Consider the following 21,111-nt stretch of genomic DNA (forward strand, 5'->3'; position numbering starts at 1 on the left):
GGGTATCTTAACTCTGTTTTGGTCTTGGACAAAGCAAAGCCCTATCCTAAGTTTCTTTGATTTAGACTGAAAATCGGTTTAATAGAGTTCCCATTGCCCCTGTATACTAATTAACTAAAATCGTTGTTATGAGCGATCGCGTTAATTCCTCTGATTTTTTAATCATCGGTTTACCAGCAAGCAGCTTGGGAATAGTTTGACAACGCCGTGATGAAGAGTTTTTTTAAGAAAAAATTGAGACTGCTTCACCATCCGTCCCGCTACCGACTTTCCTTTGCAATAATTATCTCAGGTTAAGTGGAATATTTGGCACGAGAATCTTTTCACGCTGCTTGAAGTATTTGCGATCGCTGCCATCGGGCGTGAAAGGCGATCGCACCAAACCATTTAAACATGGCGATGTTTCCAGCCCGCGCTTCCCAAAATTTTGTTTTTACCAGTCATGGTTACAAAATCATGGAAAATCTCAAGACTTTCATTTCATTATTTGACCAAATAGTAAAAATATTTATCATCAACTAATTCAGTTGTTTCGAGACAATTATTAGCTATTGGCTCAAAAAAATGCCAATTTGGCTAAATGTTCCATTAAAAGAGGGTAATCTATTATGTATACATCCTCAAAGGTTGCAAACAAGCCCTAATATTTTGTGACGTTTTCAGGATGAATATACCAAGTAATCAGTGTCAAACCTTGAAAACGTCCAGTTTCTTAATCATCATGCACAGTTAATACTCAATGGGTAAGAGCCAGTCATTTGGACATTTGACCTTTGAGAATATCAAGAATTAGTAATTTCTGCAAATGCACGATTAGTAATTTTTGTTTCTTGATGGCTTAACTGTTGCAGTGCCTTTGCTAAATCAACTGTGATACTTTTAGCATCTTGTTTCATGCAGCCACTCATATAATCCTTGACTCTGATTGGGGAGCCAATGTTAATACTCACATCTGTACCCCAATTTGGATAAGGTTGGCTGTAATTGATGCCTATGGGTATAATTTTCACTCCCAGCCCCGAATGACTAGATTCAGCACTCAAAGCAAGACGAGCAATTCCCGGCTTCAACTGGTGAACTTGACCATCACGAAAAATATTACCTTCTGGAAAGATAACCAGGGTTTTTTGCTGCTGAAGTAGCTCAACTCCATGTCGCAGCGTGCGGATTGACGGATGCTTAGAATTTACAGGGAACCCTCCCAAACGTCGGACAAACCAGCCTTGCAAACCTTGGCATTCGTCGATAGTCACCATAAACCGCAGGTCTTGTTCTCTCCGACAATCAACGGTAGCGTAGGGTACGAGCAATGCATCCCAACGCGCCCGATGAGTAGGCGCGAAGATAACAGGCCCGGTTGTCGGGATATTTTTTTGTCCGGTTATGCTAATTTGCCCAAAGAATAATGGTAATAGGCACTGACGCCCTAATAAATATGCCAGAGGACTTAGCCAAGGAGAAACCCTTGAGGTAGTACCAGTCACCTGATGATTTGCTGGTGTCTCCTGGCAGGTATCGGATGAAGAGTAAAATTCCATCATGACGAATGCAGCTGATTGACGGGTAAAATTTAACGAAAAGTCTGATTAGTTACACCGTAGATTCTCTTGCGTGACTTGTCTGGTACTAGATGGACAGTTTTACCTCTGTCCGTTAGTTTACACTACGCCGCTTAGTAGCAAACCAAGCTTGTAATTGTTGACGACAAGCTGACTCTAGAACGCCTCCAATTACCTGTAAGCGGTGATTAGAAGCAGCACTATCGAGTATGTTAATAACTGTACGAACTGCGCCAGTTTTGGTATCGTCTACTCCGTATACAAGTAGTCCTAGACGCGCTTGGACGATCGCACCTGCACACATCGGGCAAGGTTCAAGAGTTACGTAGAGGGTGCATTCATTAAGATGCCAATTTTGTAAAGTTGTTGCTGCTCTTTTGAGAGCGAGAATTTCCGCATGAGCCGTAGGATCTTTATCACGCTCTTTTCTATTTTCTCCTTGTGCTAGCAATTTGCCTGTTGAATCAATGATAACAGCACCTACAGGGACTTCACCTGCTTCACCTGCTACTTTTGCTAATTCTAAGGCAGAACTCATCCATTGTTGATGTATAAGATATTCTGAGTATTTAGTTAACATATACTTATCAATATAAAAAATTAGAAAACGCTATATAGCTTACAACCTAGAAGTCTTGTCATTACTTACATTTGACAATATCCGCTTCGTTGTTATCCCGCCTTGGAATAAATTCCAAGGCTAATAGCTAAAGTCCTCTTAAGAGGACTAAACAAAGATTTCAGTCCACTTGAGTGGAATGCAAGCTATTAGCCTAGAACTTAAGTTCTAGGGGGGATGTGCGTCATTGCAATATCTTAACTTTTATAAAAATTGGGGTAATGACAATGACTAAAAATCTGAAGCTAAATAGCGGCTTGGGCTAAAAGGGGATCGAGTTGACTTTGTGTGTCTAGTTTATAAAGATCATCGCAGCCGCCAATGTGCTGGTTATTGATAAAAATTTGCGGTACAGTACGGCGTCCATTAGCGCGTTCTGCCATTTTCGCTCTAGCTGCTTCGTCGCCGTCGATTTTATATTCGGTAAAATTAACACCTTTCCACCACAGCAGCATTTTGGCGCGAATGCAGTATGGACAAGTTTGCCATGTGTAAAGTTCGACATTGGCTTTAACTCGCTCTGGATGGCGATTTAAAAGGGGATTAAGAAAGTCCAGCATGTTTTATTAAGCAAAGTTTTAACTACGTCTCTAGCCTAGATCATTGCTTACCGCATCGGCGCTGGAACCCACTTTTGAAAACCCTCTAAATGATTCCAGTAAGACAAATATCCCGTTAATGCCCAAATTAGAGCGGCTACTATCAGTACTGCTACGCCAATTAGTCGCCAGGTTCTATTGGTTTTCCAATAGAGAGTTGGCGCTGCAAAAATACCACCTAAGCCGGTTAAAATAAAGCCGATTCCCGATAAAATCGGTTGCTTTGTCATATTCAAGTTGATGATGCGGATACCTACTACGATCGCAACTGCACCAGCAAAGAAGCCGTAAATTGCTATTGTCAATAAATCCCAACCTTGAGCAAGTGCGATCGCTGCTGCAATAAACAAGATACCAAATAAAACAGTTGTCTCACCGAAGGCAATGTTAAAGCTACCCATGACTGGCCAGGTGAAGCTCATGTGTAAACCAGTTGTTAAGGCGATCGCACCTGTAATTCCAAAGCCGGGAATCCACTGTCTTTGATTAGAACTATCTATACCACGATACACATAGTCAGCTAGTAGAAATAGCCCAGCTACCATATTGATTAACATTAGTGTGATGTAGTCGATAAACACGATTAACCTCTTAATGTCCTTCTGGATTGCTCTTCAGTTTTGAGAGAACTCACCAGCTTTTTTTCTTTATTATTTTATACCTAAAGATAGATACTGAAGAAAAGCAATGTTCTGGATGGTTCAAAACTTAGTTACTTTTGAACACGCTTGATGCTGGAATAGTTATGATCAAAAAACAATGTCACAAATGGCACTTTTTTAACGAGTTAGCAGTAAAACTTAACTTTCTTCCAGGTGTATCCGCCCTTTGGTAGACTTGAAGACTGAAATAGCCAGATAAAGCGGCAGAAATTCAAGCAGTTGAGAGGGCAGACTCTGTGGAAAATACACTTGGGTTAGAGATTATTGAAGTAGTGGAACAAGCCGCGATCGCATCCGCAAAATGGATGGGTAAAGGCGAAAAAAATATCGCTGACCAAGTAGCTGTGGAAGCTATGCGGGAGCGGATGAATAAAATCTATATGCGGGGTCGCATTGTGATCGGGGAAGGCGAACGCGACGACGCGCCTATGTTATACATCGGGGAAGAAGTTGGTATTTGTACTCAACCAAATGCCGAAGCTCTCTGTAACCCTGATGAATTAATCGAAATTGATATCGCTGTTGACCCTTGTGAAGGTACGAACTTGGTAGCTTATGGACAACCTGGTTCGATGGCTGTGTTGGCAATTTCTGAAAAGGGTGGCTTATTTGCTGCTCCTGACTTTTACATGAAGAAGTTAGCAGCACCCCCCGCAGCTAAAGGCAAGGTAGACATCAACAAGTCAGCAACAGAAAACCTGAAGATTCTCTCTGAGTGTCTAGAACGTTCTATTGAAGAACTCGTAGTTGTGGTTATGAAGCGCGAACGCCACAACGATTTAATTAAAGAAATCCGTGAGGCTGGAGCGAGAGTCGCCCTAATTTCAGATGGTGATGTGGGTGCAGCTATCAGCTGTGGTTTTGCTGGAACTAATATCCACGCTCTGATGGGTATCGGTGCGGCTCCTGAAGGTGTAATCTCAGCAGCCGCAATGCGTGCTTTGGGCGGACACTTCCAAGGTCAACTGATTTACGATCCTGCAATAGTAAAAACAGGTCTGATTGGAGAAAGCAGAGAAGCCAATATTGATCGTTTAAAGTCTATGAATATCAATGACCCCGATAAGGTCTATGATGCTCATGAACTGGCATCTGGTGAAACTGTTCTGTTCGCTGCTTGCGGCATTACCAGTGGTAATCTCATGGAAGGTGTACGTTTCTTCAGTGGTGGAGCAAGAACTCAAAGCTTGGTAATTTCCAACCAATCGAATACGGCTCGATTTGTTGATACAATTCACATGTTTGGTCAACCCAAGACTCTCCAACTGAACTAATTTTTAGGGAATGGGGAATGGTAAAAGTAGAGGCGAAGCATTTGGAAATAAATCTTTCTCTAAAACGGAAAAATATTCACCAAAATGCTTTACCCTTACAGTAGTTAGTAGTTAGTAGTTAGTGATTAATAGTTGTTTGTTGCTGGGGATAACTACCAACCAATAAACAAAAACTCCCCATTCCCTATTCTCACTCAATGCCCTATTATCAACTACCAACTAGTAACTACGATTTAGCAAATGAATATAGCAGTAGTGGGGTTAAGCCATAAAACAGCCCCAGTCGAAGTCCGGGAAAAATTGAGCATTCCAGAACCACAAATTGAAAGTGCGATCGCTCAACTGGCCAGCTATCCCCATATTGACGAAGTTGCAATTCTTAGCACTTGTAACCGCTTAGAAATTTACATTGTTGCCAGTGAAGCAGACCAAGGTATCCGGGAGGTAACACAATTTCTTGCAGAATACAGTAAATTACCCGTACTTTCTCTACGACAACATTTATTTATGCTGCTACATGATGATGCAGTAATGCACGTAATGCGCGTAGCAGGTGGTTTAGATAGTCTGGTACTAGGAGAAGGTCAAATTCTGGCTCAGGTGAAAACTACTCACAAACTGGGACAGCAATATAACGGTATAAAAACCATTTTAAATCGATTATTTAAACAAGCGCTGACTGCTGGTAAGCGGGTTCGCACTGAAACTAGTATTGGTACTGGTGCTGTCTCTATTAGTTCGGCTGCTGTAGAGTTAGCACAGCTAAAAGTAGCAAATTTAGCAGCTTGTCGAGTGGTAATTCTCGGCGCTGGTAAAATGTCGCGGCTGCTGGTGCAACACCTAATTTCTAAGGGTGCTGTGGAAATTAGTATTGTAAATCGCTCACGCGATCGCGCCCTAGAATTAACTAAGCAGTTCCCTCAGCAACCGATCGAAATTCATCCGTTATCAGAAATGATGACTGTAATTGCTAATAGCGATTTAGTATTTACAAGTACTTCGGCAACAGAGCCAATCCTTGACCGGGCCAAATTGGAAATGGTGTTAGAAGTTCAGCGTTCTTTAATGTTATTTGATATTTCTGTGCCGCGTAATGTTCATGCAGATGTAAATGAATTAGAAAATGTGCAAGCATTTAATGTGGATGATTTGAAGGCAGTAGTAGCGCAAAACTACGAAAGCCGTCGAAAGATTGCACAAGAAGCAGAAAGACTTTTAGAGGAAGAAGTGGAAGCTTTTGATATTTGGTGGCGCTCTCTTGAAACTGTTACCACTATTAGCTGTCTGCGAAATAAAGTCGAAACTATCCGCGAACAAGAGTTAGAAAAAGCTTTGTCAAGATTGGGTTCGGAATTCGCAGAAAAACATCAAGAGGTGATTGAAGCATTAACGCGGGGAATTGTCAATAAAATTTTACATGACCCGATGGTGCAATTGCGATCGCAGCAAGATGTGGAAGCCAGACGGCGCTGTATGCAAACTCTACAAATGCTGTTTAACCTGGATGCAGAGGAACAATTTAGTTAAACTTAACAACAAGTAATACCAATTCTGTATGAAGATGCGCTAAACCATATTTAAGTACAAGGAAGAAAAACGAACCGCAAAGGACGCATAGACACGAAGTGGCTTCCCGCAGGGTAGGACACAAAGAAAGAATTTAAGAAGGTTTGGCGCAGCCTCACAAAGAAATGGTATAATATCCCCGACTTCTTAAAGAAGTTGGGGATCTGAGCTTTCAATTAGATATACTTCTAATTAGATAAATGTCTAATTAGAAATTATTTATGCAACCAGAGCAATTTAACATCTTACTCCGCTTTTTCAAGGCATTAGCGGATGATAGCCGATTGAAAATTGTAGGTATCCTGGCGAATCAGGAGTGCAGCGTCGAAGAATTGGCGGCACTACTGCAACTCAAGGAACCTACGGTATCTCATCATTTAGCGAAACTTAAAGAGCTAAATTTGGTAACTGTGCGCCCTGAAGGTAATAGCCGTCTATATCAATTGGATAGCGAGGCTTTACAAAGCATCAGTAAGGAAATTTTTACACCTGAGAAGATAGCATCTTTGATTGAGGATGTGGATACTGAGGCTTGGGAAAGCAAAGTGTTGAAAAATTATTTCGAGGACGGATACCTTAAGGAAATCCCTGCTAGTCGCAAAAAGCGCTTAGTAATTCTCAAGTGGTTAGCAAACCAGTTTGATAGAGGAGTCAACTACCCTGAACGCATGGTAAATGACATTCTTAAACGCTACCATCCCGACTACGCCACCCTGAGACGGGAGTTCATTGCTTGCCAGTTAATGCAGCGAGAGAATGGGGTTTATTGGCGTACAACATAGATATGAAAGATAAATAAGCAACCGTATAATCATAGGTCGTATATTTAACTATTTCGTACGATCGCTGTTAATTAGGTTTTGTGGATTTCCCCAAATCTTGATTTGTTTATCAAATCCACCACTGGCAAGAATTTTACCATCAGGACTAAAAGCGATCGCACTTACCCAATCTGTATGTCCGCTCAGTGTATTTATTAACTCACCTGTAGTTAAATTCCACAATTTAATGCCATCTCTGCCAGCACTAGCAAGAGTTTGTCCATCGGGATTAATAGCGATCGCATTTACCCAGTTATTATGTCCTGTGAGGGTGCGGACTAATTCTCCAGTATTAATATTCCATAGTTTGACTGTGCGATCGCGGCTAGCAGTAGCTAATGTTTGTCCATCTGGTGTAAAGACCACACTGGTAACAGCATTATCATGAGCGACAAATTCACTTATTAATTTACCAGTACTCAAACTCCACAGCTTGATTACACCCTTATTGTCACCACTAGCCAAGGTCTGCCCATCAGGACTAAGGGCTAGGGTATAAATCAAATTGTCAAAACGTACTAGAGTACCAAGCGGGCGCTGCTGTAGCAAATCCCATATCCGAATCCCATCTAAAGCTCCACTGATGAGAACTTTACTATCAGGAGACACCGCTAAAGATAATACATTACTGGTATGTCCAACAAAAGATCGGGTAAATTTAAAATTTTTCAGGTTCCAGAGGTTAATCGTGTTGTCATCACTACAGCTAGCGAGGGTTTGCCCATCTGGTGAAATCACTAAAGATTCTATGGCTGTTTGGTGTGCTTTATTAATATTCGCCAACTTTTTGCCTTTTGCTAAGTTCCACAGGCGAATTACACCCTCGTTTTCTGCGCCTCCACTCACCAGAATTTTGCTATCTGGAGTGAAAGCGAGGGATTTAACGGTTCCGGTATGTCCTATGAGTGTGTAAAGTAGTTGGGCATTAGCAAAGCTGTTGGTAGTTTGAGAGTTTGGTGTTACCTCAATGGCAGCATGAGCTTCATGAATATAAAACCCTTGCCAGGTAGTCACTGGAAGGGCAACAGCTGCCATAAATGCCAGGATAATATACGGGCGTAGAAAATTATCCCCACCTCTTCCCTCACTACTCACTCTTTTTCCTCACTTTTATAAATACGGTTACTCAAATCAATTTTGCAGAGTTATTTAAGTAATAACTCTGCACTTCCTAGAGAGGTGGTTTTTTCTTAGAAACGCTTAACATTGGTAAAGGCGCACTAGAAGAACGAGGGGGCAAATAGTGTTGCACTACAGGTTCCTCTGGTAGAGGACGACGCTGCTGCAAACGCCACAACTTAAAAGCTAGTGCTATCCCTGTTGTTCCCAAACCAAAAGCAAACAACGACCAGCTATCATTCAGTCCACCAATCAGGGCATCTATAGCGCCCATTGTTATTAATACACTGATTAGTGGCTCTTTTCGGTAGGTTAACTTCAAAAAACGAGGTAATACAGCATTCATCACAGCTTGGTTGGTTCCAGTTCACCTTTTGTGTATATTTACCAAGAATACCTCACCCGTAATTTGCCTTTCTCATGTAAGGCAGATACAAATTATGATTTTCTTTAGTAGGGGAGGAAGTGGACTCATTAATCGCCTTGTATATATTAGTAGAGTCTGGCGAAACTTTGCTTACCTTTAACTATGGGATTTTACCCCTTGTCAAGTCTTGTTAATTGACATAGTAGCTGGATTTCCACCCGACTGTACTAGTTGCAAGTTTATAATATATATATCACTGATAAATATTTCAATTCCTCTCTTGCTTACATTCTAGGGCAATAATTTACGAATAAGTTTAATTAAAGTATCTAGGGCGAAGTAATTGGCTATCAACTGTTAAAGTCAAACCAACTGGTTGTTCCAGCTGGTTGCAACTCCTTTAATTACTAGCTTACAACTTCTACCTTGTGCTTGTTAATGGCACTACTTCAGACCCAGCCATGATAGCACCCCTTGATTGGTGACGTATTCAATCACCAGCAGCAAAGCGAAGCCAATCATTGCCGCTCGACCATTCAAGCGTTCAGCATATTCGTTAAAGCCAAACTTAGGCTCCTCTAATTTAGGTGTAATCGTTGGTTGTGTTTGTGTCATTTTTAAGAAACCTTTTTTCGGCAAACAGGACTTGATATTAGACTTAGCAGCAGTTGTCGAAGATAAGCGACAAAAGTTAAAGGAATAGACTTGTTCTTTTACCCTTAACTTTTACCTTTGACTTGGTAGCTTATCTAACTTTTCAGGGTGGAAAACCTCACTTCTATTTCTCTGTTCCTTTAAGGAGAGAGACTTTGAATTTTCCCTTTCTCTATCGGTAAGGGAGTCAGGAAGTTAGATTTTTCCTGGGCTTTTCCAGATACCGTGAAAAGTTAAGGTAGCTTAAAAGCTGATTGCGTACTTGAATGTCAAGATAACTTGATAAATTCAGCAAAAGCTTCCTAGTAGGGAGCTATACAATCGGTCTTTTAATAAATTGTTACTATTCTTTATATATTGTATAAATACTGGGGCAATAGTCAAGGGCAAGAGTTTAGAGCTACTCAGATTAAATTGAGAAACTTAGGACACAGATTAAATATCTCTAATACAGCTATCTGTAATAGACCAGTCGTAAGACGAAAGTAGCAAGCTTGAAATTCGCAGGCTACAGTTAAACAAAAAAATTATCAGAGGCGATATATGGAAATTGGCGTTCCCAAGGAAAATAAAGATCAAGAATTTCGGGTAGGTTTAAGTCCTTCTAGTGTGCGGGTACTGCGAGAAAATGGTCATAGTATCTTTGTTGAGACGCAAGCCGGTAATGGTGCTGGATTTTCAGATGACGACTACAGAAGTGCTGGAGCCGAAATTGTCCCTACATCAGAAACGGCTTGGAATCAGGAATTAGTTGTTAAAGTCAAAGAGCCTTTGACATCCGAGTATAAATTTTTGCAAAAAGGGCAGATATTATTTACTTATTTACATTTAGCAGCCGATCGCAAATTGACAGAGCATTTAATTGATTGTGGCACAACTGCGATCGCTTACGAAACTGTAGAACAACCAGGTGCTAACAGACTACCCTTGCTCACACCCATGAGCGTGATTGCCGGTCGGCTAGCAGTACAATTTGGGGCGAGATTTCTAGAACGTCAGCAAGGTGGTAGAGGAGTTCTCTTAGGCGGTGTCCCTGGAGTCCAACCAGGTAAAGTAGTAATTTTAGGTGGCGGCGTTGTCGGCACAGAAGCAGCTAAAATTGCTGTGGGCATGGGTGCTAGCGTCCAGATTTTAGATGTGAGTGTCGAGCGTTTATCTTATTTAGAAACCTTGTTTGGCTCTAGAGTCGAATTGGTTTACAGCAACTCTGCTCATATTGAAGCCGCAGTCAAAGAAGCCGATTTGCTCATCGGTGCAGTTTTAGTACTGGGACGAAGAGCGCCAATATTAGTATCCCGCGAATTGGTTAAACAAATGCGTCTTGGTTCTGTAATAGTTGATGTAGCTGTTGACCAAGGTGGTTGCATAGAAACCTTACACCCCACATCACACACCAATCCGGTATATGTTGAAGAGGGTGTGGTGCATTATGGCGTTCCCAATATGCCAGGAGCAGTACCTTGGACAGCAACCCAGGCACTCAATAATAGTACATTACCTTATGTTGTCCAGTTGGCAAATTTAGGAATTAAGGCACTTGAAGTTAACCCAGCATTAGCTAAGGGTGTAAATGTGCAGAACCATCGCTTAGTGCATCCTGCTGTGCAAGAGGTATTCCCTGATTTGGTAAATTAAGGTGTGCAAGGATTAGGCGATCGCTTATTTTAATAGAGGTAGCGATCGGTAATTAGGCTAATTTCCTTGCCAAATGCGCGGATGGGTAGGTGTACAAAATGATAAGGAGCAAAAAAGGCTGTACGCTCCATCTATACAAGACTTTCAGAGCAATGGTACTTTCAAACCATCCGCGCTCCTTATGGAAACTGGGTTTCAGCGATTTGCATATTGTTGTATAACTATTCCTTGTGGTATGATTCGTTCATTCGCGCAACTGCACCTTGAAAACCAAATACAACAGGGCTTTCAAACCCCAGCATTGCAATTCAATAAAATCCCTATCAGGGATTGAAACATTGAAACCACCCTCTGTCGCCCACAACAACCAAAATTGCAATTCAATAAAATCCCTATCAGGGATTGAAACTAAAACCCTCACCGAACTCAAAGCCATTTACGACCAAATTGCAATTCAATAAAATCCCTATCAGGGATTGAAACTTTCATGTCAGGTACGCTTAATAAAGTATGCAATATTGCAATTCAATAAAATCCCTATCAGGGATTGAAACGATGATATAGGTGAGTGTGCAACTGATTTAAGAAATTGCAATTCAATAAAATCCCTATCAGGGATTGAAACATAGCTAAAGACTTGGGATGCAGTTTTTCTGTTGTATTGCAATTCAATAAAATCCCTATCAGGGATTGAAACATAACAGATTTTGGTTGGCTTGATAAAACCTTTGTATTGCAATTCAATAAAATCCCTATCAGGGATTGAAACACTGGGAATCACAGGGAATCAAGCCGATTGTCATCATTGCAATTCAATAAAATCCCTATCAGGGATTGAAACTATACAAACTGATAGCAGCTTGATAAATCTTCTGATTGCAATTCAATAAAATCCCTATTAGGGATTGAAACTTGTTAATATATCTATGTAAGATATTTAGTACTTATTGCAATTCAATAAAATCCCTATTAGGGATTGAAACAAACAACTTTTAGAATCAGCATACACATCAGGTATATTGCAATTCAATAAAATCCCTATTAGGGATTGAAACACAGCCTCCCTGATTATTAACGCCAAATATTTTGAAATTGCAATTCAATAAAATCCCTATTAGGGATTGAAACTAATACATTATCTGCGATAGATTTACATCATGTACATTGCAATTCAATAAAATCCCTATTAGGGATTGAAACAGATGGTGGCCCTATAAGTCGCGGTACTAAATTTAGATTGCAATTCAATAAAATCCCTATTAGGGATTGAAACTTATGCCAGACCACCTCCGAAACAACTCTTTCATATTGCAATTCAATAAAATCCCTATTAGGGATTGAAACTTCCGTGGGAATAGAATTATAAAAGTTTGTAATAGATTGCAATTCAATAAAATCCCTATTAGGGATTGAAACCCAATAGTATACCACCACAATGCTTTTGTGCCGTATTGCAATTCAATAAAATCCCTATTAGGGATTGAAACTCCAAACTCATGCAAACGTGTAGATAAAACTAGTTATATTGCAATTCAATAAAATCCCTATTAGGGATTGAAACGACCAGGAAAAATACACCAGAATCCACCGCCAACTGTTGCAATTCAATAAAATCCCTATTAGGGATTGAAACCAAGAATGGGGCAACCGTGTTACAGACATTGGATGATTGCAATTCAATAAAATCCCTATTAGGGATTGAAACAAAGCCAATTTGTGTATGAGCGGAGAATGCTTATGATTGCAATTCAATAAAATCCCTATTAGGGATTGAAACTTTACCTTTGGACAGATACTTACTGAGGTATCGTGCATTGCAATTCAATAAAATCCCTATTAGGGATTGAAACACCCCTTGACAAATTAGGCAAAGTAAGTGTGAGGAAATTGCAATTCAATAAAATCCCTATTAGGGATTGAAACGCCTCTAACTGAGACAAATACGGGCGAACTTTCATATTGCAATTCAATAAAATCCCTATTAGGGATTGAAACAACTGATAAGCTCCCCCCTGAGCTAAAAGAGCCGAAATTGCAATTCAATAAAATCCCTATTAGGGATTGAAACATTTGGTGGCATTAAAGCAAAGGAAATGCTAGCAATTGCAATTCAATAAAATCCCTATTAGGGATTGAAACAAATTCACAAACAAGAGTAGATGGGATTTGATATGCTTGCAATTCAATAAAATCCCTATTAGGGATTGAAACCAGTTGGGCAAATGCACCACATAAGCATTCTCCGCATTGCAATTCAATAAAATCCCTATTAGGGATTGAAACAACGCAATAATAACAGGCATCAATCAACCACAAATTGCAATTCAATAAAATCCCTATTAGGGATTGAAACAATTCAGATAATACATTTAACTTTGAAGACTTAGAAATTGCAATTCAATAAAATCCCTATTAGGGATTGAAACTACTCCTATTCTGGCATTTAAATTTATGCCACCAATTGCAATTCAATAAAATCCCTATTAGGGATTGAAACTTGAATGTAATTTGGATTCCATTCAGAGGGTTGAATCATTGCAATTCAATAAAATCCCTATTAGGGATTGAAACAATACTAGTTTTGTAAGCCAAGTTCAATACATGCACATTGCAATTCAATAAAATCCCTATTAGGGATTGAAACAATTCGCATACTGGCTAGTCCTTAAATACCCATAATATTGCAATTCAATAAAATCCCTATTAGGGATTGAAACGCACCATTGCCTAGTAGCTGTCCCTCTGGAAAGCATTGCAATTCAATAAAATCCCTATTAGGGATTGAAACTTTATATTTGCTGATGCATTGGGGTGCTTTGGGCATTTGCAATTCAATAAAATCCCTATTAGGGATTGAAACTGGGCGATTAAAGCACCGCAATCTTGGCGCGTATAATTGCAATTCAATAAAATCCCTATTAGGGATTGAAACACAGACATTGGACGTGAAGGCAGGGGATGATGGGGTTGCAATTCAATAAAATCCCTATTAGGGATTGAAACTGCATATAGAATGCTGGGCTTTCCTCTTTAAGCCTATTGCAATTCAATAAAATCCCTATTAGGGATTGAAACAGAAAAGACTTTAACCCAAAATACGCTAGACCAAAAATTGCAATTCAATAAAATCCCTATTAGGGATTGAAACTATGTAAAAGATGGCAGAGATGCGATAACAGATGAATTGCAATTCAATAAAATCCCTATTAGAGATTGAAACAAAATATTTATTCCCAAAAAATAAAGATGGTGGGAATTGCAATTCAATAAAATCCCTATTAGGGATTGAAACAAAACTGCCTTGCTTATTCGTTGGGAATCCTGGAAATTGCAATTCAATAAAATCCCTATTAGGGATTGAAACCAACTTTACCCAAATATGAGGGATGATGAAATTCGATTGCAATTCAATAAAATCCCTATTAGGGATTGAAACAACATTACCAACTACGATCGCTTGCACAAGTTCAATAATTGCAATTCAATAAAATCCCTATTAGGGATTGAAACAAAATAAAAGCCATCGGCGCTAACAGATGGCAGAAATTGCAATTCAATAAAATCCCTATTAGGGATTGAAACTATTCGGGGACATGACCTCACTGTACAAGGATTAGAATTGCAATTCAATAAAATCCCTATTAGGGATTGAAACTTTAGATATCAGCAAAATTAGGAATGCCGAGAGAATTGCAATTCAATAAAATCCCTATTAGGGATTGAAACTAAACATTTATATATCCCATCCTTCTTGCAATTCTAGTTGCAATTCAATAAAATCCCTATTAGGGATTGAAACATAGCGATCCTTGAGCATTGATTGAGCTACTGGCATTGCAATTCAATAAAATCCCTATTAGGGATTGAAACATATAAAAATACAAGTCTCTAAATATTGCATCAGTCAAATTGCAATTCAATAAAATCCCTATTAGGGATTGAAACATAGATAGTATCAATCTTCTTTAGACTACCTTGAATTGCAATTCAATAAAATCCCTATTAGGGATTGAAACGGATTCTTCTCCATCACTTCCCATGACATAAGCAAAATTGCAATTCAATAAAATCCCTATTAGGGATTGAAACAGCTGGTTGGAATGTGGGATCTAACCATGCCGACGAATTGCAATTCAATAAAATCCCTATTAGGGATTGAAACCTTCAGTGTATTTATGAGGGATAAAATAATGCATTGCAATTCAATAAAATCCCTATTAGGGATTGAAACTGCATGAGCATTAGTTTAACAACAACTCCAACAGAATTGCAATTCAATAAAATCCCTATTAGGGATTGAAACAAGCCAGAGGAAGAGAATACTCTTTTCTGGTTTATATTGCAATTCAATAAAATCCCTATTAGGGATTGAAACGCAGATATAAGCGCTCCTGCTGCTGAGTAATTCTAAATTGCAATTCAATAAAATCCCTATTAGGGATTGAAACATCTCGTAACTTCCAGTCTGGCGAAAAGCGATTCATTGCAATTCAATAAAATCCCTATTAGGGATTGAAACGCTTCTGAAATAAATAAACCATTAAGTCAGTCGCATTGCAATTCAATAAAATCCCTATTAGGGATTGAAACATCTACGGATGAATGGAGACCTCGCAATAAAGGCATTGCAATTCAATAAAATCCCTATTAGGGATTGAAACATCAAGATTAGATATCTATCAAAAGATAGAGAAATATTGCAATTCAATAAAATCCCTATTAGGGATTGAAACACGCCTCCAGTTAGATGCAATGCATAAGATGAATCCATTGCAATTCAATAAAATCCCTATTAGGGATTGAAACCCGATAGCTTAACTTCAATCAATCAACAAAGCCAACCATTGCAATTCAATAAAATCCCTATTAGGGATTGAAACTTTGGCAGCAAGAATCATAATTGCCCTTGCAATGCCATTGCAATTCAATAAAATCCCTATTAGGGATTGAAACATCCATTGGCTGATACACCACATCTTCCTTTGTCTATTGCAATTCAATAAAATCCCTATTAGGGATTGAAACGGGAAAAAACAATTACATAGTAGTGGAAATGCACCATTGCAATTCAATAAAATCCCTATTAGGGATTGAAACAAATCTTGCCAATTGGGGAGCCGTGGCAGTGGTCAATATTGCAATTCAATAAAATCCCTATTAGGGATTGAAACTGGCTCTGGAGACTGCTGCAATGAGTGATTTTTTGATTGCAATTCAATAAAATCCCTATTAGGGATTGAAACGGAATCATTGCTGTATAAGGCGGTGACGGGTCAATTGCAATTCAATAAAATCCCTATTAGGGATTGAAACACCATCATCGGCATGTAACAAAAAAGATACTGCGGAATTGCAATTCAATAAAATCCCTATTAGGGATTGAAACAAATTGAGCATAGCCCATATAAGATGCAATGAAATTGCAATTCAATAAAATCCCTATTAGGGATTGAAACAGGTATAAACCGCCCATCCACTCCAGCTTAGATATCGCATTGCAATTCAATAAAATCCCTATTAGGGATTGAAACAAAATATTTATTCCCCAAAAGTGAAGATGGCGGAATTGCAATTCAATAAAATCCCTATTAGGGATTGAAACTAAAAAGTCGCTATTTAATTCTTTGGATAATTCTCGTTTAAATTGCAATTCAATAAAATCCCTATTAGGGATTGAAACAAATGAGTTTGGCAGGCTACCGTCTAGCTGATGTGCTATTGCAATTCAATAAAATCCCTATTAGGGATTGAAACGAAGGAATTTTAGTATTAAATGATAATTCTAAAATTGCAATTCAATAAAATCCCTATTAGGGATTGAAACTCCCATGTATTTCTTGATAACTTCGTAAGGGTATAGATTGCAATTCAATAAAATCCCTATTAGGGATTGAAACGGCGATTCAGTACTTCAGTTGGTGGTACATTCACAGGATTGCAATTCAATAAAATCCCTATTAGGGATTGAAACCCGTAGTCCCCCCTGTGCGATCGCTCGACTCTCGGATTGCAATTCAATAAAATCCCTATTAGGGATTGAAACTCAACATTGCAGCAGTTTTAAGTTCTGCTTGTTTATTGCAATTCAATAAAATCCCTATTAGGGATTGAAACAAGCTTGAAACTATCCACTTATCATTAACTTTAACCATTGCAATTCAATAAAATCCCTATTAGGGATTGAAACAGATGCTTGCGAGTACCAATGCTCGCAGATCACATTGCAATTCAATAAAATCCCTATTAGGGATTGAAACCAAATATTAGAAAATAGCAAGTTGCCAGAGCTTAAAATTGCAATTCAATAAAATCCCTATTAGGGATTGAAACGTATGTAGGGCAGTTCCCCCCAGCAGTGAATAAAATTGCAATTCAATAAAATCCCTATTAGGGATTGAAACTTTAACTTAATGCATAGATGCCTACTCACATTAATTGCAATTCAATAAAATCCCTATTAGGGATTGAAACGCCATCGTCGGCATGTAACAAAAAAGATACTGCGGAAATTGCAATTCAATAAAATCCCTATTAGGGATTGAAACATTCCCCATAACTGCTGCAATTGTTGATAATGCTATTGCAATTCAATAAAATCCCTATTAGGGATTGAAACTGGGCAAAGAGATATTGATTGGTCGTTCAATCAAATTGCAATTCAATAAAATCCCTATTAGGGATTGAAACTTCTTTGCCTCTTACCCAATCGCTATCGTAGTATATTGCAATTCAATAAAATCCCTATTAGGGATTGAAACATTCAATTGGCTATTATATGGGGTCATAAAGAGTATTGCAATTCAATAAAATCCCTATTAGGGATTGAAACTTAATTCCGATTCGCTGTATACAGTTTTAAATCCTGGATTGCAATTCAATAAAATCCCTATTAGGGATTGAAACAATCACAATAAATGTGTAGCCAATCTGCTGAATTAGATTGCAATTCAATAAAATCCCTATTAGGGATTGAAACTTTAAAAACTAAGTGACCAAATACTGAATATGACATTGCAATTCAATAAAATCCCTATTAGGGATTGAAACAACGAAACTTTAGAAATTATCACCGATTTGATATTGCAATTCAATAAAATCCCTATTAGGGATTGAAACTGCCAAGTCGCTCTTCCCCTCTAAACCCCACGCGGATTGCAATTCAATAAAATCCCTATTAGGGATTGAAACAAGGTTTATGAGTGCGAAGGTACGCCGGATGAATTGCAATTCAATAAAATCCCTATTAGGGATTGAAACAGCTAAAACGCTCAGTTGATGAGGAAAGCTCCGAGATTGCAATTCAATAAAATCCCTATTAGGGATTGAAACTTAAAGGCGAATTTATTAAAATACCATCTGGCTTTTATTGCAATTCAATAAAATCCCTATTAGGGATTGAAACGTATTTTTAATTCTTGCTTGGCAGTAAAAAGCGGATTGCAATTCAATAAAATCCCTATTAGGGATTGAAACAGGGTATCAAGCTCTATTCCTACTTTGTTTCTAAAGCTAATATTGCAATTCAATAAAATCCCTATTAGGGATTGAAACGCTTCCGCTAAAAACAAGACTTTTCCCATTAAAAATTGCAATTCAATAAAATCCCTATTAGGGATTGAAACAATTAAATGAAAGAATATTATTACGAATCCAGTAAAGATTGCAATTCAATAAAATCCCTATTAGGGATTGAAACTCTGAGTACGGAAGGTCTTAAGGCATGTTGCCAAAATTGCAATTCAATAAAATCCCTATTAGGGATTGAAACACGATTATAGCAAATAATTTTTCTTTGCAATAAGTACATTGCAATTCAATAAAATCCCTATTAGGGATTGAAACGGCAAACCAGCCGAAGAAGTAACCCACACTCAGGGATTGCAATTCAATAAAATCCCTATTAGGGATTGAAACCTATTGTTGGGAGTAGAAGTATAGCCTTTACAAAATTGCAATTCAATAAAATCCCTATTAGGGATTGAAACATTGTGCTGTAAGTGATGGGTAAAGCGGGGTGCAAAATTGCAATTCAATAAAATCCCTATTAGGGATTGAAACTGATAGCCAATGGTTTTTTGATAGTCATTTAACGAAAATTGCAATTCAATAAAATCCCTATTAGGGATTGAAACAAGCGACCAACAATGCCACCGCCAGCCGAGCCATTGCAATTCAATAAAATCCCTATTAGAGATTGAAACAAACCGTGCAGATGGTACTCTGGTATCTCCAAACAAATTGCAATTCAATAAAATCCCTATTAGGGATTGAAACCAAGCTTGACTATGATACTTGCGACCCTAGTAAGGTGAGAATTGCAATTCAATAAAATCCCTATTAGGGATTGAAACAAAGAGGAATGTTGCTGCTTGTGCCGCAGCAGGTATTGCAATTCAATAAAATCCCTATTAGGGATTGAAACACGATGGCTGGGATTCAAGCATTAAGAACTACTGAATTGCAATTCAATAAAATCCCTATTAGGGATTGAAACACTTCAATCATTGCCTTAATCCTTGGTGCAATTCTTGAATTGCAATTCAATAAAATCCCTATTAGGGATTGAAACAGGGCAATCACTCAATTGGACAGAAAGACCTGGAATTGCAATTCAATAAAATCCCTATTAGGGATTGAAACGGGTATGGATGAAATAGCAGCCCAGCTTGAAACCATTGCAATTCAATAAAATCCCTATTAGGGATTGAAACTATTGGTTACTGGTGTATCAGGTGGCACTGGTGGATTGCAATTCAATAAAATCCCTATTAGGGATTGAAACAGAAATCGGCTTTAACCCACAAACCCCAAGTTTTATATTGCAATTCAATAAAATCCCTATTAGGGATTGAAACCAAACCTGAGCAGTGTGAGCTTCTAAAGTCTGAACATTGCAATTCAATAAAATCCCTATTAGGGATTGAAACGTTTTTAAAACTTTCACTCGCTTTACTTGCATTGTGATTGCAATTCAATGAAATCCCACTCCATTCCCTCTGGGGGATTTGCCATGAAGTCTTCTAATGAGAAGATTTCGGGGATGGATACAACATCATTGTGTTTGGAGATTAACATTGCGATCGCCCACTTTATTTACGTAGAAAATAATAATTTTAATTGTCATATATCTACATCAAAATTGCTCTATTTGAGATAGAGTTTCTGGTAAAATGCATTTTTTAAAGCATTACCAAACTACTTTGTGTTTCTTCCTCTAGTTCATAACCATTAGCTAATTTTTCAATTGCTTGGTCAATCATCACCAAACCTTGATCTACTTTTTCAACTAAACTTAACTGTCCTCGGAGTTCGGCTGCACCAACGAAACCCTTAGCATACCAAGTCATGTGCTTACGGGCTTGACGTACACCGCGATCGCCTTTATATTCCCACAAGGCTTGTAAATGATCTCTTGCACATTCCAAGCGCTGAATCGGGGTTGGTGTCGGTAATATCTCTCCAGTTTTCAGAAAGTGATCAATTTCTCCCACCAAAAACGGATAACCCAAAGTTCCACGGGAACACATCACACCATCAGCGCCAGTTTGTTCTAGACATTTCACCGCCGCTTCAACGGAAAAAATATCTCCATTCCCAATAACTGGGATAGCAAGCACTTCTTTGACACGGGCAATCCATTCCCAACGGGCATTGCCATTGTATCCTTGGGCACGAGTACGACCGTGTACTGTGATCATTTTCGCGCCTGCATCTTCCATCCGTTTGGCAAAGTCGAGAATAGTAATTTCATTGTCATTCCAGCCTATACGGGTTTTTACTGTCACAGGTACATCAACAGCTTTTACCACTTCCCGCACAATTGCTTCTGCTACTTCTGGTTGCCGCAACAACGAAGAACCACCACCATTTTTAGTGATCTTATTTACCGGACAACCCATATTAATATCTACAGTATCAGCACCTTCTGCAACTGCTTTTATTGCTGCTTCTGCCAGGAAATCTGGACGGCAATCAAATAGTTGAACGCTAATTGGGCGCTCATTTGGGTCTACCTCCATGATTTTAGGTAATTGCTTGACATAATGTAACCCGGTAGCATTTACCATTTCGGTATACATCATCGAATCTGGCGCATAGCGACGCACAAGACGACGAAATACCATATCTGTCACCCCAGATAGAGGCGACTGGAGAACCCGACTTTTTACTTCAAACGAGCCAATTTTGAGGGGTTGGGAGAGTCTAGCTTGGAGAATGGGAGAGAGCGAAATCATA

The 21,111-nt window shown here is 38.8% G+C and carries 12 protein-coding genes and 1 CRISPR repeat array; of the genes, 4 read left to right on the top strand and 8 right to left on the bottom strand.

Annotated elements, in window-relative coordinates; all coding sequences use genetic code 11:
* Positions 1-782: 782 nt before the first annotated feature.
* The 4 genes from RMZ43_RS29180 to RMZ43_RS29195 all read right to left on the bottom strand — a co-directional run bounded on the left by RMZ43_RS29180 (position 783) and on the right by RMZ43_RS29195 (position 3,358).
* Positions 783-1,541: a lysophospholipid acyltransferase family protein gene (locus RMZ43_RS29180; protein WP_322653679.1), complete on the bottom strand. Its 759-nt coding sequence runs from the start codon at positions 1,539-1,541 to the stop codon at positions 783-785.
* 112 nt (positions 1,542-1,653) lie between these two features.
* Positions 1,654-2,139: a tRNA adenosine(34) deaminase TadA gene (gene tadA / locus RMZ43_RS29185; protein ID WP_322653678.1), complete on the bottom strand. Its 486-nt coding sequence runs from the start codon at positions 2,137-2,139 to the stop codon at positions 1,654-1,656.
* Positions 2,140-2,423: 284 nt separating this feature from the next.
* Positions 2,424-2,738: a glutaredoxin 3 gene (gene grxC, locus RMZ43_RS29190; RefSeq protein ID WP_322648609.1), complete on the bottom strand. Its 315-nt coding sequence runs from the start codon at positions 2,736-2,738 to the stop codon at positions 2,424-2,426.
* 47 nt (positions 2,739-2,785) lie between these two features.
* Entirely contained in the window at positions 2,786-3,358 is a 573-nt protein-coding gene (locus RMZ43_RS29195; protein ID WP_322653677.1) for a DUF981 family protein, read from the bottom strand.
* Positions 3,359-3,675: 317 nt separating this feature from the next.
* Here RMZ43_RS29195 and glpX point away from each other — a divergent pair, with 317 nt between their 5' ends.
* The 3 genes from glpX to RMZ43_RS29210 all read left to right on the top strand — a co-directional run bounded on the left by glpX (position 3,676) and on the right by RMZ43_RS29210 (position 7,061).
* Positions 3,676-4,713, top strand: a complete 1,038-nt coding sequence (gene glpX / locus RMZ43_RS29200) for a class II fructose-bisphosphatase (RefSeq protein WP_322648611.1) — start codon at positions 3,676-3,678, stop codon at positions 4,711-4,713.
* Between the two features lie 240 nt (positions 4,714-4,953).
* Complete coding sequence (locus RMZ43_RS29205) at positions 4,954-6,240, top strand: glutamyl-tRNA reductase (protein ID WP_322648612.1); 1,287 nt, start codon at positions 4,954-4,956, stop codon at positions 6,238-6,240.
* Positions 6,241-6,500: 260 nt separating this feature from the next.
* Positions 6,501-7,061: a metalloregulator ArsR/SmtB family transcription factor gene (locus RMZ43_RS29210; RefSeq protein WP_322653676.1), complete on the top strand. Its 561-nt coding sequence runs from the start codon at positions 6,501-6,503 to the stop codon at positions 7,059-7,061.
* Positions 7,062-7,109: 48 nt separating this feature from the next.
* Here the strand turns inward: RMZ43_RS29210 and RMZ43_RS29215 are convergent, their stop codons facing one another.
* The 3 genes from RMZ43_RS29215 to RMZ43_RS29225 all read right to left on the bottom strand — a co-directional run bounded on the left by RMZ43_RS29215 (position 7,110) and on the right by RMZ43_RS29225 (position 9,201).
* The gene (locus RMZ43_RS29215; protein ID WP_416212437.1) at positions 7,110-8,135 is read right to left on the bottom strand and encodes a WD40 repeat domain-containing protein; all 1,026 of its coding nucleotides are present in this window, start codon (positions 8,133-8,135) and stop codon (positions 7,110-7,112) included.
* 136 nt (positions 8,136-8,271) lie between these two features.
* Positions 8,272-8,565: a hypothetical protein gene (locus tag RMZ43_RS29220; RefSeq protein ID WP_322653674.1), complete on the bottom strand. Its 294-nt coding sequence runs from the start codon at positions 8,563-8,565 to the stop codon at positions 8,272-8,274.
* Between the two features lie 465 nt (positions 8,566-9,030).
* On the bottom strand, positions 9,031-9,201 hold the full coding sequence (locus tag RMZ43_RS29225; RefSeq protein WP_094331136.1) for a chlorophyll a/b-binding protein: 171 nt from the start codon (positions 9,199-9,201) through the stop codon (positions 9,031-9,033).
* A gap of 582 nt (positions 9,202-9,783) precedes the next feature.
* Between RMZ43_RS29225 and ald the strand changes: the two genes are divergently transcribed.
* Positions 9,784-10,875: an alanine dehydrogenase gene (gene ald, locus RMZ43_RS29230; RefSeq protein WP_322653673.1), complete on the top strand. Its 1,092-nt coding sequence runs from the start codon at positions 9,784-9,786 to the stop codon at positions 10,873-10,875.
* A gap of 300 nt (positions 10,876-11,175) precedes the next feature.
* Positions 11,176-19,802: a CRISPR direct-repeat array (repeat unit 37 nt; unit sequence ATTGCAATTCAATAAAATCCCTATTAGGGATTGAAAC).
* A 252-nt stretch (positions 19,803-20,054) separates the two neighbouring features.
* Here ald and dusB read toward each other — a convergent pair.
* The gene (gene dusB, locus RMZ43_RS29235; protein WP_428850936.1) at positions 20,055-21,110 is read right to left on the bottom strand and encodes a tRNA dihydrouridine synthase DusB; all 1,056 of its coding nucleotides are present in this window, start codon (positions 21,108-21,110) and stop codon (positions 20,055-20,057) included.
* Position 21,111: the final 1 nt, after the last annotated feature.

The sequence above is a fragment of the Nostoc sp. CmiVER01 genome (assembly GCF_034531135.2).
Classification (GTDB): Bacteria; Cyanobacteriota; Cyanobacteriia; order Cyanobacteriales; family Nostocaceae; genus Nostoc.